This is a genomic window from Pokkaliibacter sp. CJK22405 (genome assembly GCF_046614695.1).
Classification (GTDB): domain Bacteria; phylum Pseudomonadota; class Gammaproteobacteria; order Pseudomonadales; family Balneatricaceae; genus Pokkaliibacter.
In genome coordinates this window covers 434,957-448,982 of the sequence record NZ_JBKKHQ010000001.1, presented here as the reverse complement: position 1 = coordinate 448,982, position 14,026 = coordinate 434,957, and the positions used below count along the sequence as shown (strand labels likewise).

At 51.7% G+C, this 14,026-nt stretch carries 13 protein-coding genes; 6 read left to right on the top strand and 7 right to left on the bottom strand.

The genetic code is table 11. From position 1 onward, the window contains the following. Positions 1–9 precede the first annotated feature (9 nt). The gene (gene codA, locus ACKC9G_RS02040; RefSeq protein ID WP_411403265.1) at positions 10–1,272 is read right to left on the bottom strand and encodes a cytosine deaminase; all 1,263 of its coding nucleotides are present in this window, start codon (positions 1,270–1,272) and stop codon (positions 10–12) included. A gap of 54 nt (positions 1,273–1,326) precedes the next feature. Beyond that, on the bottom strand, positions 1,327–1,752 hold the full coding sequence (locus ACKC9G_RS02035; RefSeq protein ID WP_411403264.1) for a GNAT family N-acetyltransferase: 426 nt from the start codon (positions 1,750–1,752) through the stop codon (positions 1,327–1,329). Between the two features lie 177 nt (positions 1,753–1,929). Here ACKC9G_RS02035 and rraA point away from each other — a divergent pair, with 177 nt between their 5' ends. Both rraA and ACKC9G_RS02025 read left to right on the top strand, forming a co-directional pair. Then, a complete protein-coding gene (gene rraA, locus ACKC9G_RS02030) occupies positions 1,930–2,421 on the top strand; it encodes a ribonuclease E activity regulator RraA (protein WP_411403263.1) in 492 nt (163 codons plus the stop codon). A 21-nt stretch (positions 2,422–2,442) separates the two neighbouring features. Beyond that, complete coding sequence (locus ACKC9G_RS02025; protein ID WP_411403262.1) at positions 2,443–2,772, top strand: DUF1904 family protein; 330 nt, start codon at positions 2,443–2,445, stop codon at positions 2,770–2,772. 63 nt (positions 2,773–2,835) lie between these two features. Here the strand turns inward: ACKC9G_RS02025 and astA are convergent, their stop codons facing one another. Continuing rightward, positions 2,836–3,882 (bottom strand): arginine N-succinyltransferase, encoded by a 1,047-nt coding sequence (gene astA / locus ACKC9G_RS02020; RefSeq protein ID WP_411403261.1) that lies wholly within the window; start codon positions 3,880–3,882, stop codon positions 2,836–2,838. A gap of 169 nt (positions 3,883–4,051) precedes the next feature. Between astA and ACKC9G_RS02015 the strand changes: the two genes are divergently transcribed. Next, entirely contained in the window at positions 4,052–4,657 is a 606-nt protein-coding gene (locus tag ACKC9G_RS02015; RefSeq protein WP_411403260.1) for an HAD family hydrolase, read from the top strand. A 42-nt stretch (positions 4,658–4,699) separates the two neighbouring features. On the opposite strand, the gene phrB is transcribed toward ACKC9G_RS02015, so the two are convergent. Together phrB and ACKC9G_RS02005 are read right to left on the bottom strand one after the other, a co-directional pair. After that, positions 4,700–6,100: a deoxyribodipyrimidine photo-lyase gene (gene phrB, locus ACKC9G_RS02010; protein ID WP_411403259.1), complete on the bottom strand. Its 1,401-nt coding sequence runs from the start codon at positions 6,098–6,100 to the stop codon at positions 4,700–4,702. Further along, positions 6,100–7,029: a MerR family transcriptional regulator gene (locus ACKC9G_RS02005; RefSeq protein WP_411403258.1), complete on the bottom strand. Its 930-nt coding sequence runs from the start codon at positions 7,027–7,029 to the stop codon at positions 6,100–6,102. Before ACKC9G_RS02005 ends, phrB begins: the two co-directional genes overlap by 1 nt. Before the next feature lie 137 nt (positions 7,030–7,166). Between ACKC9G_RS02005 and hemH the strand changes: the two genes are divergently transcribed. Further along, positions 7,167–8,174 carry a ferrochelatase gene (gene hemH / locus ACKC9G_RS02000; RefSeq protein ID WP_411403257.1) on the top strand — a complete coding sequence of 336 codons (1,008 nt, stop codon included), beginning with the start codon at positions 7,167–7,169 and terminating at the stop codon, positions 8,172–8,174. A gap of 77 nt (positions 8,175–8,251) precedes the next feature. On the opposite strand, the gene ACKC9G_RS01995 is transcribed toward hemH, so the two are convergent. Further along, positions 8,252–9,208 carry a YbgA family protein gene (locus tag ACKC9G_RS01995; protein ID WP_411403256.1) on the bottom strand — a complete coding sequence of 319 codons (957 nt, stop codon included), beginning with the start codon at positions 9,206–9,208 and terminating at the stop codon, positions 8,252–8,254. Between the two features lie 233 nt (positions 9,209–9,441). Between ACKC9G_RS01995 and ACKC9G_RS01990 the strand changes: the two genes are divergently transcribed. Both ACKC9G_RS01990 and ACKC9G_RS01985 read left to right on the top strand, forming a co-directional pair. Beyond that, positions 9,442–10,359, top strand: a complete 918-nt coding sequence (locus ACKC9G_RS01990) for a TIGR01777 family oxidoreductase (protein ID WP_411403255.1) — start codon at positions 9,442–9,444, stop codon at positions 10,357–10,359. Between the two features lie 111 nt (positions 10,360–10,470). Then, positions 10,471–11,463, top strand: coding sequence for an NAD(P)/FAD-dependent oxidoreductase (locus tag ACKC9G_RS01985; protein ID WP_411403254.1), 993 nt, complete (start codon positions 10,471–10,473; stop codon positions 11,461–11,463). Positions 11,464–11,554: 91 nt separating this feature from the next. Here ACKC9G_RS01985 and lon read toward each other — a convergent pair whose 3' ends face one another. Beyond that, positions 11,555–13,999, bottom strand: a complete 2,445-nt coding sequence (gene lon / locus ACKC9G_RS01980) for an endopeptidase La (protein ID WP_411403253.1) — start codon at positions 13,997–13,999, stop codon at positions 11,555–11,557. Positions 14,000–14,026: the final 27 nt, after the last annotated feature.

Genomic DNA, 14,026 nt, shown 5'->3' with positions numbered 1-14,026 from the left:
ATCAGGAGTTTAAGCAGGAAAAATCGCTGGGCGGGTTAAGAGTTCAGTGGGCTTGCGCTCCATGATGACCTTGCCAGCGCGAATGGAGAGTAAAACATCCTCCTGCCGGCGAATGACTTCATAGTCATCAGCTCCCGATAGCAGAATGCAATTAGCCGGTTTGCCGGTGGCAATGCCATAGCGCTCCTGAATACCCAAAGTGATGGCGCTATTATCGGTGATCAGGCTCAGGGCTTTGGAAATGTCCTGATATCCCATCATCTGACAAATATGTAATCCGGCATCCAGCACGCGCAACAACTTGCCGTTACCAAGAGAGTACCAGGGGTCGAAAATGGAATCCTGCGCCAGGCAGACGTTAATCCCCGCGTTGTTCAGTTCTTTAACCCGCGTCACGCCGCGGCGTTTAGGGAAGGTATCAAAGCGCCCTTGTAGATGAATGCTTTCTGTTGGGCAGGAAACAAAGCTGATGCCTGATTTCTTCAGGAGCCGAAACAGCTTGGAGCAGTAAGCGTTGTCGTAAGAGTGCATGGCGGTTGTATGGCTGGCCGTGACTCTGTGACCCATGTCGGCGAACAAGGCTTCTGACGCCAGAACCTCCAGAAAGCGTGAGTTCGGATCATCAATTTCATCACAATGAACATCGACCAAGCGGTCATATTTGCGAGCCAGCGCAATCACATCTTTCATCGACTGCTCGCCCAGCGCTCGGGTGTACTCGAAATGCGGTATCCCGCCCACGACGTCTGCGCCAATTTCCAATGCTTCCTCAATCAATCGGGAGCCGTTGGGGTAGGACAGAATCCCTTCCTGTGGAAAGGCGACAATCTGCAGCTCAATTTTGTCTTTTAGCTCTTCGCGGAGGGCGCAAAAGGTTTTTAGTGCAGTCAGAGTGGGATCGGTGGTGTCGACATGAGTGCGAATCGCCTGAACACCATTTTCCATCAGCAGCTGAATTGTCCGAAGCGCACGGCTTCGAATATCGGCTTCTGTCAGCATGGGTTTTCGTTCAGCCCAGCGCTCGATGCCTTCAAAGAGTGTCCCGCTCTGATTCCAGGCAGGCTCCCCAGCGGTAAGAGCGGCATCCAGATGGATGTGAGGCTCAATGAACGGGGCGCATAGCAGATTGCCTCTGGCATCAATAACATCTGCAGCATGTTCCGGGAGAGGCTGAAGGCTGGCTTGCTCGGTAATAGTCCCGAATTTCTGATTCGTGATCTCAATTTGATAGAGGCTTGATTCGTTGCGTAAACGGGCATTGATTATCAGCATCAGGATCTCTCTTGGTAAGCAAAGTCGAGGGAGTTGTGCTTCATGATTCGCGCATCAGGCGCTATCGAGATAAACCGTCGGATTCATTATTTCCATGTAGGTTTCTGGTTTCTCGGAAGGGAGAAAACCGAAGCTGGCATAGAGTCCGCGTGCACTGCTTGAGTGCAGGCTAAAGCGGCGCAGACCCAAGAGCTCAGGGTGGTGCTGAATAGCCTCTAGGAGTCGCTTGCTATAGCCCTTGCCGCGATGTGCTTCGACGACGAAAACATCCCCCAAATAGGCATAGGTGGCAAAATCACTGATCACACGGGCGAATGCAACTTGCTGTGCGCCAAGATAACCACCAAAGCACAATGAGTTATTTATGGCGGTATCGACGCGGGATTGAGGAATTCCCTTTGCCCATGGGCTTTGTCTCAGGAATTCACCGATCATCTGCCGATCGAGGAGGGTGGGGTCAGATGAGACTTCCAGTTCCATATTTATGCGTCCTCTGGGGTGGTCTTCCCCCTGAATATGACTGAAGAAAGACTATCATCGCTATAGGCTTTGGGGTAGCTTGATAGATGCTGTTTGGGGGAAGCGCCAGGAGGACTGCATTTTGCATCCTTGTGCTTTGAGAAAGTGATAGCCGTGGTTGTGGTTAAGGAGTCTGTAATGCGGTTGGATTTACTACCAGATCTGTGCGATGCCTTTCCTGACAAAGTTCAGGTGTGTGAGCCGGTCTTCAAAAGCTACGGTGGCAGCATTTGCTATGGTGGAAAAATCGTCACCATCAAATGCTTCGAGGATAACTCTCTCGTCAAGGACATGGTGAAAAAGCGCGGTGATGGCAAGGTGCTTGTTGTCGATGGTGGTGGCTCACTTCGACATGCACTCTGTGGCGATCTGTTGGCAGGTCAGGCGATGGCCAATGGCTGGGAAGGTGTCATTGTGAATGGTTGTATTCGTGATGCTGGTCTTATCGGGGAGATGACGATCGGTGTTCATGCGCTGGCAACCATACCCCTTCGGAGTGCCAATGAAGGCAAGGGAGAGCTTAATATTCCTGTTCGCTTTGCCGGGGTGACTTTTGTGCCTGGGCAATATGTTTACGCCGATCTTAATGGCGTTCTTGCCTCTGAAACCCCTTTGTCGCTAAACGATTAAACGCTGTACGGAGAGAAGTTAATGCCTCAAATCAGGCTGCATGGTATCGAGTCGGACAAGGCGCTGGCGGGTAGTGGTCAGTTGGTCGATACCCTGACCGAGTCATTGGAAACGCCTCGTGACTACTTCACTATTGAGGTGAGTAATGGCGTTTTTATCAAGGATGGCGAGGTCAGTGCCGGTTATCCTTTTGTTGAAGTGCTCTGGTTTCCGCGCAGCGAAAGCATGCAGGATCATATGGCGAAGTTGCTGACAGAGTGGGTGCAGGGTATGGGTTATCCTGATGTGGATGTCTTCTATGTGGAGCTTTCCAAGCGCGCCTACTATGAAAATGGTGATCACTTCGGCTGATCTTTCTGTGGCTTGCTGAATAAAAAAGCGGACTAGTGTCCGCTTTTTTATTGATTGCCCAAGTCAGAGGCGATAGCGCTCTTTGTAATAGCCATCGACTGCAACAACGCGCACGCTGTCGCCCTCTTTCACATTCAGCGCATCCGCTGTCTGTTGGTCGATCAGTACTCGGTCATGTTCGAGCAGGCGCATGCTGGCGATCACACAGCGATAGTTCTCAAGCTGACGATTACTCATCAGATAAGACTCATCCTCATCATCCAGCTCACCGATACGTACGGCGCAGAGCCGGCTATTGCGAATGGAGTTAAGCTGCCCCAGCTCGGCCTCAACTGTCGGGCCACCATCAAAAATATCAATGTAGCCCAAGTGCTTGAAGCCTTCTTTTTCCAGCAGACGCAGGGCAGGGCGAGTCTTGGTATGTACCTGGCTAATGGCGTTGCGTGCTTCAGGTGAAAGCAGGTTCACATACAGCGGATATTTCGGCATCAGCTCAGCGATAAAGACCTTATTGCCCATGCCGACCAAATAGTCCGCGCGTGCAAAGTCGATTTTGAAGAAGTTCTCACCGAGCCAGCCCCAGAAGGGTGACTGACCGGAGTCATCTGTAAAACCACGCATTTCGGCGATGACTTTATTGCTAAAGCGCTCGGGATAATCTGCTAGGAAGAGAAAGCGCGACTTTGACAGCAGGCGTCCATTCATCCCTTTGCGATAAGGCTCGCGAAGAAACAGGGTGCATACTTCGGTACAGCCAGTGTAATGGTTGCAAAGAATAAGCACTTCCATCTTGTTGTGGACGCCCAGCTCCTGGGAAGCGTGAACCACCGTGCTGCGGTGGTAATGATAAAACGGCGCTGACAAGCCAACAGAAGAGACAATGGCGGTTGTGCCAACGATTTCGCCAGTGGTGAGATCTTCCAGAACAAATAGGTAGTTTTCTTCGCCGGGTTCTTTCAGGGATTTGGCAAAGGAGTCCTGAGATTTTTTGATCTTTGCTTTGAGGATGTCCTCATTGAGCGGCAGGGATGTAAAACCGGCACCAGACTCTTCAGCAATGTCGTAAAGAGCCGGAAAGTCTTCTGAACGAATAGGGCGAATGACCAGCATAGGGGCTTCCATGTTCTGCTGGAGTCTGGCGAGCCATAAAAAGATAACACTCGGCTTCCAGAACAGCTGGGAGTTAAAAAGGCAGGCTACGGCAGTGGCTCAGGAGTGTCCAGTCCGGGTCGCTCTCAGTTAAGATTGTGGCCCTCATACTGAAATGGTAGCGCTTCTGATGCCCTTGTCTGAGCTGCGTCCTGAATGGCGCCCTATTAAAGCCTGGATCTTTGATCTGGATAACACCCTGATCAGTAACCCGCTGGATTTCGATGAAATCCGTCGTGCCTTAAGGATGCCGTCCGAGGGTGGCGATATCCTTGGATTTATCCGCGCTATGACACCCACGGCTCAGTTGGAGGCAAACCAGGTGCTGGAGGACATTGAGGCCGCCGCTTCTGCACGCTCTGAAGCGCTGCCCGGTGCGGTAAAGCTACTGAGGTATCTGGCGAGCCAGGCTGATGTGAGGCTTGGGGTGTTAAGCCGTAATCATCAGAAGGCGATGGAGATTGGCCTGAATGCTGCGGGAATGGCAGGGGTGTTTAATCGGGAGTATATCCTGTCTCGTGAGCATTGCCCGCCAAAGCCTGACCCTGCGGGTATTAACCAGTTGCTTACTGCCTGGAATATCAAACCTGAGGAAGCCGTGATGGTAGGGGATTTTCACCATGATCTGTATGCCGGGCGCAACGCTGGGGTTAAGACCATTCTGGTTCGCGATGAGCCCGAGTGGCCTGATGCCTGGGATTTTCACTGTACCTGTTTGTCAGAGCTGTTTGTATGACAGCGCCTGAAAGAAAGGCATCTTCATGCTGATGGAGGTGATTTAAAGATTCTTGAACGCATCGAGAGCCCGCTGCCGGGCAAAACCATGTTCAACGATAGGCGCAGGATACTCATTGGGCGGTGTTTTGCTTTTCCAAGGGGCGTGTAGCTCTTTGCCGCTCAGAGGTTTGAGTGCAGGCAGGAAGCGCTTGATGAACTGGCCATCCTTATCAAAGCGTTCAGACTGCGTCACAGGATTAAAAATACGGAAGTAGGGGGCGGCATCCGTTCCTGTTGATGCACTCCACTGCCAGCCACCATTATTGGCTGAGAGATCACCATCGACCAGGTGCTGCATAAACCATTGTTCTCCAAGCCGCCAGTCAATCAGCAGATGCTTGGTGAGGAACATGGCCGATACCATGCGTAAACGATTATGCATCCATCCGGTTTGCAGCAACTGTTTCATCGCGGCATCAACCAAGGGGTAGCCAGTTTCACCCTGCTGCCATCGCTTAAGCTCTTTCTCACTGGTTCTCCAGTGGAGATTATCCGTATCTTCCTTAAAGGGTTTGTGTCGGCTAACCCTAGGGAAGCCCACCAGAATGTGTTTATAAAATTCTCGCCAGATCAGCTCGGATATCCAGGTCTCTGCACCTTTGGCTGAACGGGCTTCTCCCAGAAGTGACATGGCAGAGCGCAGGCATTGTCTTGGGCTGATCATGCCTAAAGCAAGGTAAGGTGAGAGTGTACTTGTGCCTGCGATAGCCGGGAAATCGCGTTTATCTTCGTAGTACCCCAGCTTTTGCTCGGTAAAACGATGCAATCGCTGGCTGGCTTCATCTTCGCCTGCAGGCCACAGGTCTTCGCGAATATGCTCATCCAGCCAAAAATGTAGCGGGTCACTGTTGATGTGTGTTTTTGCCTGCGCTGAAGGCGCGTGGTGCACCACAGGGGTGTCATCCATCAATCTTGGCCAAAGGTTTTTCTTGAATGGCGTAAATACGGTGTAGTAATCACCCTGACCCGTCAGAATGCTGCCAGGTTCATAATAGATCTGGTCTGTGTAGCCCTTGCTTCGTACTTCCAGCTCGTCCAGTGCAGAGACAATGGCCTTTTCACACTGTCTTTCATTGATTTCATAGCTGTAGTGGAAGTGAAAGTCGCTAACTTTGAGATCTTCACAGAGGGATTTGAACTGGTCAGGGAGCCCGGTGTAAAAGTCTGAGTTAATGATCTTCAGAGGAATATTCAATGAGTTCAGCGCTGAACTCAGGCATTCAAGGGATCTATAATAGAGCGACTGTTTTACCGGTGCGTCATCGTGCTGAGCCCACTGTTTGGGGGTGATGGCAACGACGGCAACGACAGGCTGATCATTCTTGCGGGCTTCACGGCAGGCATGCCAAAGGGCACTATGGTCATGGATGCGAAGATCCTGCCGAAACCACACTAAATGCATCAGCTGGCCTCCGTCAGAGGCTGTCCAATACCCAAGAGCTGACGCATTAACTGCTGCGGAGATTCTGGCTGGGTGTGAATGCCAACGGCATCCAGCGCATTCTGGTGAATCAGTACCGCATCGCCAGAGAAACCAATCGGCAGATCAGGATAAAGCGCACGAAGTCGAGGCAACTCCTGTTCGATGGTTTTAGACGCGAGTCGGCGATGACTGTGAAGCAGTAAGGCTCCAGCAGGAATACGGTCGAGGATCAGCGGTAGCTCAGTGACGTTTAAGGTGGGGTAGAGTAGCATCACCCGGTACTCAAGACTGCTGGCAACCGCGCCTTCAAGCAGCAATGAAATCTCATCTTCTGGCTCATCACTCAGACTGGCCAGAACCACGGTTTCAAAGTTCTGATCCCGGCCATTATGATGCAGGCGGGAGTACAGATAACCCTTAAGGCAATGGTTGAAAAAGCGTGCTTCAACACTGGAATTAACACCAGAGCCTTGCCACTCTTGGCGTAATTGCTGCCACAAAGGGTAGATTAGCCGCGCGTTCACGGTATCAACCGGGTAAAGCGACATGGCTTTGTTCCAGGCCTGAACAAAACGGTTTTCATTGAGGGTTTTAATAGCTGTATGCATCTGGCTGCACAGAAGCGTCCAGTCCTGATTATTTTCCTCTGGGTTTTCCATTGGCATATCAGCTTGCTCTATCAAAGGTTTGACATGGCTGATGGATACACCTCGGTCTAGCCAAAACAATACACGCTTGATTTGGTTGACCTGTTCATCGGAGTAAAGGCGGTGGCCTTTGGGCGTTCGATGAGGAATGATCAAACCATAGCGCCTCTCCCAGGCACGTAACGTCACAGGATTGACACCAGTGCGTTTGGCGACCTCACGAATGGGCAAGTAGGCGTTGGGAGTAGAAGCGTTGTTCATGGTGCAATTGCTTGGTATTAAGGGCTAGAGTCCGAAGAACTCACATTAAGATATGAGGCCGATGGTAGACCATAAGTTATACTTGTACAACGATGTGTATAAGTATTTAGTATTTAGCAAGCCTGAACGGAGCGTTCATGAGTCAATTTGTTGGCAGTACGGATTTTGATCATAAGCAAGGGGTGAAAACTGGCATTCTTATCGCCAATCTTGGTACCCCGGATGCGCCAACCAGTTCAGCCCTCAGGCGTTACCTTGCAGAATTTCTTTGGGACTCTCGTGTTATCGAAATTCCGCGTTTACCGTGGTGGTGTATCCTGCACGGGATCATTTTACGGACCCGTCCTGCGCGATCTGCGAAACTTTACCAGAAAGTCTGGACAGATAAAGGCTCTCCTTTACTGGAAATTTCCCGTAAGCAGACCCAGCAGATTCAACTGGCACTGGGAACAGATACCCCTGTTGTCCTCGGTATGCGTTATGGAAACCCCAGTATTCGCTCTGCACTGGATGAACTTCGCAAACAGCAGGTTAACCGGCTGATTGTGATGCCGATGTATCCTCAGTACTCCGGCTCAACCACCGGTTCTACCTTTGATGCGGTGGCGGATGCATTGAAAACCTGGCGCTGGGTTCCTGAGTTGCACTTTATCAATGCCTATCATGATTCCCCGGCCTATATCGCAGCACTCTGCGCTTCGATTGGTGATCATATCGAGCGGTACGGCATGCCGCAGAAGTGGATTTTCTCCTATCACGGCACGCCGAAGTCCTATCTGATGAAGGGTGATCCTTATTACTGCTTCTGCATGAAGACGACGCGTTTGGTCGCCGAGAAAATGGGGTGGAGTGAAGAGCAATACATGGCCACGTTCCAGTCCCGGTTCGGCAAGGCCGAGTGGCTAAAGCCCTACACTGATGTGACCCTTGAGCATCTTCCAGAGCAAGGCGTTAAGTCTGTCGCCGTGCTGTGCCCGGGCTTTTCTGCAGACTGTCTGGAAACGATTGATGAAATCGGCCGGGAGAATCGCGAGGTCTTTATGGAGGCGGGTGGTGAAACTTATCACTACGTCCCCGCCCTTAATGATGATGAAGCGCATATCCGGGCGCTGGTTCAACTACTGGAGCCCTACGTGCCTGAGTAAATAGCTGCCTGGCGTCTTGAATTAAAAAAGCCCTCATAAGAGGGCTTTTTTACATTAACGCTATGGCGTTCTAGAGGTTACATGCCATTTCTAAGTCCCAGCTTTTCGGGATGAGGTTGCAGATAAACCTGATTGGCCAAATAGGGATGCGCTTCAGGATCGACGTGGTGTTTGAGTAACGTAATAGGTACGACTAATGGCAGTTCGCCCTGCTGATATTGCTCGATACGGGTGAGGATATCTTGTCTTACCGTAGAGGGGGTCGTGTCTTTAAGATACCCCAGCAGATGCATTAGCACATTGGTGTGGTTGCCACGGCTGGCGGGGGTCGCCAGCGTTTCTATCAGCCCTTTGAAGTATGCCGATGCATGGGCTTCAAGGTCCTCACTCAAGTTGCTAAGTAACTGCCCAAGCTGCTTGTAATGTTTTTGGCTATGCGCCATCACCAGATATTTATGGCGTGCATGAAACTCGATTAATCCCTGGGGCGTCAGGCCTTCCTTTAATAACTGATGCCAGTGGTAATAGGTGTAGACCCGAGTGATGAAATTGTCCCTCAGAACTGCATCGTTCAGGCGGGCCTCTTCCTCGATGGGGAGCAGCGGTAATCGCTCGCTCAATACCTGAGCAAAAACACCGCGACCAGGGTCAATGTGAGGATGGCCATTCTTCTGGTAGACCTTGACGCGATGCATGCCGCAGCTCGGGGAATTCTTCATCAGAAGATAGCCTGAGACCTTGCCATCAATCTGGTCTGCCACTTTGTGGGCATATTCTGCCAATGCCTCTGTGACATCCATTTCTGCATTATTGGTTCCCACCGCTCTTGGCGCTTGTGGATCTCCGATGAGACGAATGGGCTCTCTGGGAATACCAAGGCCAATCGCAACTTCCGGGCAGAAAGGCTGAAACTCCATATACTTAGACAGGACGTCAAGGCAATAGCGGCTTTGCTTGTGTCCACCATTGAAGCGAACCTCTTCACCTAACAGGCAACTGCTAATTCCTAGAAGGATTCCATCCTGAGTATTCATAGCCTACCTCATGTTTGACAAAGGGCTGTCAGGAAATAGTTATACATAAAAATGATATTGTATAAGTTATGAATTTGGTTGTAATGAACTTTCATTCTCGGGGCAAGTGAATCATGCCTGGCGGCAGTATTTGCCTTCTGGGGTTTGACGCGCTTTACCGCAAGCTGCGAGTCTAGTCACTCTGATTACTGAGGGTAGTTTAGCTTTCAGTACTGTGCTGTAGGGAGGGAACCATGAATATCTTAATGACGGGTGGAACCGGCTTTTTAGGCAGCGCCCTTGCACCTTTACTACTGGCGAATGGCGATAATGTTGGCGCCTGGGTTCGTAATGTTGATAGGGCCCGCAAGGTTCTGCCATCTGCCGTGACGCTGTTCGAGCACCTTCCATCACACAAAGAACAGCAATGGGATGCAGTCATTAATTTAGCTGGTGCTCCAATTCTTGGGGCGCGCTGGACCGATGGCCGCAAGCAGGAGCTGAGAGACTCCCGTATCGGTCAGACCCAGACGCTGGTGCGGTGGATGTCTCAGGCTGAGTCGCCCATTCCGGTTATGCTGAGTGGTTCCGCCTGTGGTTACTACGGAAACTGTTCTCCCCGTCAAACGCTGACTGAAAGTTCATCAGCACAGGAGTGCTTCCCTCATCAGCTATGTCGAGATTGGGAAGAGGCCGCTTTGCATGCGCAAAATCAGGGGACGCGAGTTTGTTTGCTGCGCACCGGCGTTGTGCTGGATAAGCAAAAGGGTGCGCTCAAACAGATGTTGCCACCCTTCAGGCTGGGCTTGGGTGGGCCTATTGGTGATGGCAATCAGGTGATGTCCTGGATTCATCTGCAGGACTGGCTGGACGCTGTGGTATTCCTGCTGAAAAATCCCACCTTGCAAGGGGCTTTCAATCTCACTGCTCCGCACCCAGTGTCTAACCGTAGTTTTGCCAAATCTTTAGGTCAGGTGCTACATCGCCCTGCGATATTGCCAATGCCTGCCTCCGTGATGCATCTGTTGCTGGGTGAGGCGGCTGAGTTGGTGACACAGGGTCAGAAGGTGATACCGGAACGATTGGAAGAGGCTGGCTTTATTTTTGCCTATCCTCAGCTGGATGAGGCCCTGTCAGCCATTTTTGAGAAAAAGCCAGAAACAAAAGCCTGATCCCGGGCGTCCTGAAGCATGGCGTTCAGCAGTGCGCTGAGGCTATGATGTCAGGCAGTTTAAAAAGTGCTTTAGCAACGCGATCAATGGAGATAATCAACAGAAATGCGGTTGAGTGAGCAAAAGGTAAGCAAGCGTTTTGCAGTGATTGGCGCAGGTATCGCTGGCCTGGTTTGTGCTCATGCTCTGAAAAAAGCCGGCCATGAAGTGGTCGTATTTGAGAAGAGCCGGGGAGTCGGTGGCCGGTTGAGTTCGAAACGCTTGCCTAACTCTACCGGGCTCGATATGGGCACGACCGCATTTCAGGCATCAAACTCTGCATTTATCGAATGGCTTGAGAGCTTTACTGAAGCCACGCTCTGGCGGCCACAACAAGCATTATGGCTGGCAGGCGAGGGGTTTAGGCTTGTCGGTGGGAAAAGTTTCTGGGTCGGCGTGCCGAAAATGAATGCTTTTCTTAAAGAGCTTTCAGCAGATCTGGATATTCGTACCAGTCAGCGTGTTATTGAGCTGGAGTCAGAGCGGCGCTATATCACGCCGATCACGGATACTGAGTCTCTGGGTAATTTTGATGCCTGCGTTTTGGCGGTTCCTGCAGAGCAGGCCAAGGTATTGTTGAATCAATCGCCCGCATTGCAGGCTTATGCCAATGCTGCCAACGCTGAGCCATGCTGGTCTTTGGCCATTTCCACACGAATGCCTTGTTATCAGCCATTTGATTGGCTGGATCTGACCGGACACAGCTCTCTTCGCCGCTTGGTGCGTGTTTCCTCCAAGCCTGGAGCTGAGCATGATACTGAAGTCTGGGTGGCGCAAACCCATCGCCGTTGGTCACGTGAACATCTTGAGCAAACGCCGGAAGAAGTCTCAGCGTTGATTATTCCTGAAGTTGCCAAGCTGATTGGTGTAAGTCCCGCCGCGATGGAAAGTTTACATGTACACCGCTGGCGCTATGCCGAGCACATCTCCTCTGCGGAAGCTCCGGCTTATTATGATGAGCGCCGTCGAGTGGCTATTTGTGGTGACTGGCTGAAAGGCAATAGTGTTGAGGCTGCCTGGCAGAGCGGTCTTTATTGCGCAAGGTCGATTCTGGCAACCTTGTAACCGCGCTGCTGTACATGAGTGGAATCAACAAAAAAAGCCCTTGGTAATCAAGGGCTTTTTGCTGTCAGTCTGAAGCTGGCAATGCTAGCGTTCAGGTTTTTGGCTTTTTGCGAGCTGTTTTCTTGGCAGGCTTTTTAGTCTCAGTAGCTACTGGAAATGCCACGTTAAAGACATCCTGATACTGGCTTGCAAAGTGCGCTGTAACGCCTGCTTTAACGTAGTCAGGCAGCTCGTCGAAGTCTCGCTCGTTAGCCTTTGGCAGGATCAGCTCTGTAATACCGCTTCGTTTTGCGGCAATGACTTTCTCTCTGATACCACCCACCGGAAGCACTTTACCTGTGAGCGTCAGCTCTCCGGTCATGGCGATGCCTGGCTTGGGCGATTGTTCACGCGCTAAAGAAAGCAGGGCCGTTGCCATGGTCACACCTGCGCTGGGGCCATCCTTTGGCGTGGCACCTTCAGGTACGTGAAGGTGGATAAAGCCTTTCTCGAAGGCGGATGTGCCAGGCGCAAAGCTGTCAGCATGAGCACTTACAAAGCTGTAGGCGATCTCAGCCGACTCCTTCATGACATCACCTAGTTTACCTGTGAGCTTGAAACCACGGTTAATCCGGTGAATTTCATTAGCCTCAACCGGTAGAGTGGCTCCGCCCATGGCTGTCCAGGCAAGACCGGTGACGATCCCTTGTCCCTGCATGACTTCTTCCGGGCGAAAACGTGGCGCTCCTACAAATTCGACCAGATTGGTTGGGGTGATTACGACACGGCTGATCTCGTCCTCAAGCAATTTGCGAACTGCCTTGCGCAGAATTTTTTGCAGGAGCTTCTCCAGTTGGCGAACGCCAGCTTCACGCGCATAGTGCTGCACCAGCTCTGTGAGCGCCGGGTCGGTAATGCGCACGTTGGAACGTGCCACACCTGCACGCTCAAGCAGTTTGGGCCAGAGATGGCGTTTGACGATATCCACCTTTTCTTCGCCCAGATAACCCGCAAGACGAATGACTTCCATGCGATCCAGCAATGGTCCGGGAATAGTGTCGAGCTGGTTGGCGGTACACACGAAGAGCACTTTTGAGAGGTCCAGGCGCAAGTCCAGATAGTGATCCAGGAAGTCATTGTTTTGTTCAGGGTCCAGCACTTCAAGCAAGGCGGATGCCGGGTCACCTTGATAGGAGGTTCCCATTTTGTCGATTTCATCCAGCATAATGACCGGATTCTCTGACCCCACTTCTTTTAACGCCTGGGCAAGCTTGCCAGGCATTGCCCCGACATAGGTGCGGCGATGGCCCTTGATCTCGGCTTCGTCCCGCATTCCGCCAAGACTGAAACGATAGAACTTGCGACCAAGAGAGTCTGCGATGGCTCGACCAATGGAGGTTTTACCTACACCGGGAGGACCAACAAGCAGCACAATGGAGCCGGTGACTTCACCCTTCCAGGCGCCGAGCGCAAGAAACTCCAGAATACGCTCTTTAATGTCCCCGAGGCCTTCATGATGCTTGTCCAGGGTGCGCTTGGCGCGTTTGAGATCCAGCTTATCCTTGCTGTGTTTCCCCCAGGGTAACGATGTAATCCAGTCGAGGTAGTTGCGCGTGACGCTGTACTCGGAGGAGCCTGTCTCAAGCACCGACAGCTTGCTGATCTCATCATCAAAGCGCTTTTGAACCGCTTCCGGCATGGTGAGTTTGCTGGCGCGCTCCCTGAACATGTCGACATCGCTGCTGCGGTCGTCTTTTTCGAGCCCCAGTTCACGCTGGATAACTTTTAGCTGCTCTTTGAGGAAAAACTCGCGCTGCCGATCTTCGATTTTGTCATTCACTTCCTGACGGATGGAGCTTTGCAGCTTGGCCATCTCCAGCTCTTTTCGAAGCAGGATTAAGACCTTTTCCATACGTCGAATCAGCGGGAACGTTTCAAGAATGGCCTGAAGCTCTTCACCCTTGGCCGTCGTAATGGCTGCGGCAAAGTCACACAAAGGCGAAGGATCATTGGGGCTAAAGCGGTTCAGGTAATGTTTCAGCTCTTCACTGTAAAGCGGGTTATGAGGCAATAGCTCCTTGATGGCCTGGATCACCGCCATGCCATAGGCTTTAAGCTCGTCCTGATCTTCCTGAGGTGTCTTGGGGTAATCCACTTCAACCAGATACGGCGCCTTACGGCTCAGCCATCCGCGGATTTTGAAGCGTTCAAGACCCTGGGCAATAAACTGAATCTGGCCATCACCTTCATTCATCCGATGGACCCGGACGATGCAGCCAACGGCTGGGAAGTCTTCAGGGCGTAAACTGTCCAGATCCCGATCACCAACAAAGCAGAGACCAACCATCTGGTGCGGGGTTTTCATGACCCGTTCCAGTGTGTCGTGCCAGCGCTCGGCTCCCACCATCAACGGGTGAACCTGTGCGGGAAAAAAGGGGCGATTATTCACCGGTAGCAGATGTAGCTTATCCGGGAGTGCCTGGTTGGGAAGGATCAGCCCTGAGCCGTTTGTGTCAGCACTGATAACTTCGGGAATGTCGTGCTCCTGATCTGACATCAGTGTTTCTCCATCTCGCCGCAGTGG

What these genes read in the sequence shown, in the direction of transcription:
- codA (WP_411403265.1), bottom strand. Translation starts at nt 1,272, where the DNA reads ATGCTGATAATCAATGCCCGTTTACGCAACGAATCAAGCCTCTATCAA.
- rraA (WP_411403263.1), top strand. Translation starts at nt 1,930, where the DNA reads ATGCGGTTGGATTTACTACCAGATCTGTGCGATGCCTTTCCTGACAAA.
- lon (WP_411403253.1), bottom strand. Translation starts at nt 13,999, where the DNA reads ATGTCAGATCAGGAGCACGACATTCCCGAAGTTATCAGTGCTGACACA.
- ACKC9G_RS02015 (WP_411403260.1), top strand. Translation starts at nt 4,052, where the DNA reads ATGCCCTTGTCTGAGCTGCGTCCTGAATGGCGCCCTATTAAAGCCTGG.
- ACKC9G_RS01995 (WP_411403256.1), bottom strand. Translation starts at nt 9,208, where the DNA reads ATGAATACTCAGGATGGAATCCTTCTAGGAATTAGCAGTTGCCTGTTA.
- ACKC9G_RS02025 (WP_411403262.1), top strand. Translation starts at nt 2,443, where the DNA reads ATGCCTCAAATCAGGCTGCATGGTATCGAGTCGGACAAGGCGCTGGCG.
- astA (WP_411403261.1), bottom strand. Translation starts at nt 3,882, where the DNA reads ATGCTGGTCATTCGCCCTATTCGTTCAGAAGACTTTCCGGCTCTTTAC.
- phrB (WP_411403259.1), bottom strand. Translation starts at nt 6,100, where the DNA reads ATGCATTTAGTGTGGTTTCGGCAGGATCTTCGCATCCATGACCATAGT.
- hemH (WP_411403257.1), top strand. Translation starts at nt 7,167, where the DNA reads ATGAGTCAATTTGTTGGCAGTACGGATTTTGATCATAAGCAAGGGGTG.
- ACKC9G_RS02035 (WP_411403264.1), bottom strand. Translation starts at nt 1,752, where the DNA reads ATGGAACTGGAAGTCTCATCTGACCCCACCCTCCTCGATCGGCAGATG.
- ACKC9G_RS02005 (WP_411403258.1), bottom strand. Translation starts at nt 7,029, where the DNA reads ATGAACAACGCTTCTACTCCCAACGCCTACTTGCCCATTCGTGAGGTC.
- ACKC9G_RS01990 (WP_411403255.1), top strand. Translation starts at nt 9,442, where the DNA reads ATGAATATCTTAATGACGGGTGGAACCGGCTTTTTAGGCAGCGCCCTT.